1 protein-coding gene is annotated in these 2,188 nt (G+C 52.4%); it reads left to right on the plus strand.

Annotated features, from left to right (window positions below; all coding sequences use genetic code 11):
- Positions 1 to 13: 13 nt before the first annotated feature.
- Positions 14 to 2,188, plus strand: a 2,175-nt coding sequence (locus AC1DNW_RS35345) for a non-ribosomal peptide synthetase (protein WP_477855791.1), incomplete at its 3' end; no start/stop codon positions are given.

Genomic DNA, 2,188 nt, shown 5'->3' on the forward strand with positions numbered 1-2,188 from the left:
GCTTCGATGGAATATGCAACCGATCTTTGCTTCGATGGAATATGCAACCGATCTTTACGACGAAGAAACAGTTGCCCGCATGGCAAGCCATTTGATCACTGCTTTGGAAAAGGCAACCGCAAATCCGGATGATCCACTATCAAACATAGAACTCATCGGCCGGACCGAGCGCGAGCAGCTCGTGCGGAACTGGAACGACACTTCGTTGCCCCTCCCTCACGGCGATATCTCGTCACTTTTTATCGAACAAGCACTTAAGACCCCGAACGCAGTAGCCGTTGTTTTCGAGGATCGTAACCTGACATATGAGGACCTTGATCGCCGGTCAAATCGGATGGCACGCCATTTGATAGCGTTGGGCGTCGGACCAGAAACTGTCGTGGGGCTCTGTATGGAACGCTCCCCCGAAATGATAGTCGTTTTGCTCGCTGTTCTAAAGGCGGGGGGCGCCTATCTAGCACTGGATCCCACCTATCCAGCAGATCGTCTTGTCTTCATGCTCACCGACGCAAAAGCGTCGATATTGGTTACCCAACGCAGCTTGACTGAACTTTTGTGCGATTACGAGGGGGAGGTGGTTGTGTGCGATGCGGACCTCGCCGACATCGAATCGATACCAGACAGTCCGTTRTTGAATCGAATTCAGCCAAACAGCCTCGCCTACGTTATTTACACCTCAGGTTCGACAGGAAAACCAAAAGGTATAATGACCCGTCACGAAGGTCTGCACAGCTACTTTAGATTTCTGAAGAGGACTTACGGCATCGGAGCTGACGACGTCATACTGAACGTTTCGTCATGCTCTTTTGATCCATCAGCTCGCGACATCTTCGGAACCTTGCTGTCGGGCGCACGCTTGATCATGGCACCAGCAACAGATATTTCAGACCCCGACCGCTTCATCTCACTGCTTGAGAAAACTGGCGTAACGATGCTCCTCAGTATCGTTCCAACGTTACTGCGTGAAGTTTGCCGGAGCGCTGTCACCTCCACGAGCAAATTGAAGCTGCAGACCATTATGTCGGCGGGCGAACCGCTCGACGTTGGTTTACGCGATGCTGTCGTTGAAAGCTTCGGTCCTCAAATCAACCTCGTAAATCAATACGGCCCGACAGAATGTGTGATGGCATCAAGTTACCACAGGGTGTCCAATGATGAGGCGTATCAAGCCAATATACCTATCGGCGTGCCTGTAGATAACGTCCAGCTTTATGTTATGGACGACTGGATGCGCGTTGTGCCGATCGGTGTTCCGGGTCAGCTTTATATTGGCGGTGTAGGCTTAGCCCGGGGCTATATCGGGCGTCCAGACCTTACAGCTGACCGCTTTGTTCCCAATCCTTTCACGTATGGTGAACGCCTCTACCGCACGGGAGATCTTGCGCGTTGGCGCGCGGATGGCGTTCTTGAATACCTGGGGCGTATCGACCATCAAGTTAAGATCCGTGGTTTCCGAATCGAACCTCGCGAGATTGAGGCCGCACTAGAACGAGAACCCGATGTCCGACAGGCGCTCGTGATCGCACTAAAAGATCGCAAGGGAGACCCAAGCCTTGTAGCCTATGTAGTTGCGGACAACGGCCAAATTCTTGAAAGCGCTACGCTTCGAACTAAGCTGGCAGAGTGTCTACCAGATTACATGCTTCCATCCGCCTTTGTCATGATGGACGCCTTTCCTCTTACCCCGACTGGAAAACTTGACAGAGCTGGGTTGCCTAGACCCGATATCCGCCCCGAATTTGCCTACGTCGCTCCCGTTGGCGGAACCCAAGAATCGTTGGCTGCAATATGGGCGGATGTGTTGGGTATAAGCAATGTCGGTGTTCATGACGATTTCTTTGCGCTTGGCGGCCACTCTCTTTTAGCAGCACGGGCAATTACTCGTATTCGCCGCGAATTCGATGTTGAAGTCGCCTTGCGTAACATATTCGTGGCGCCGACTGTTGCTACTCTAGCAGCGCAGATCGATCATCTCTTGTCCACGCAAAAAACGCCCGAATTCGCAAACCGGCCGCTTAAGATAATCGATCCTGCAGAACGTGGACAAATCGCTTATGCACAAGAGCGATTGCTGTTTTTGGATCAACTGGAGCCTGGCAGTTCCGCGTATATCATCTCGGCAGCGATGTGTTTAAGCGGCCCGTTACGGATCGACGTTCTGGAACGGGCATTGTCCGTGGTCATCGAA

The organism is Rhizobium sp. 05L429, assembly GCF_056397645.1.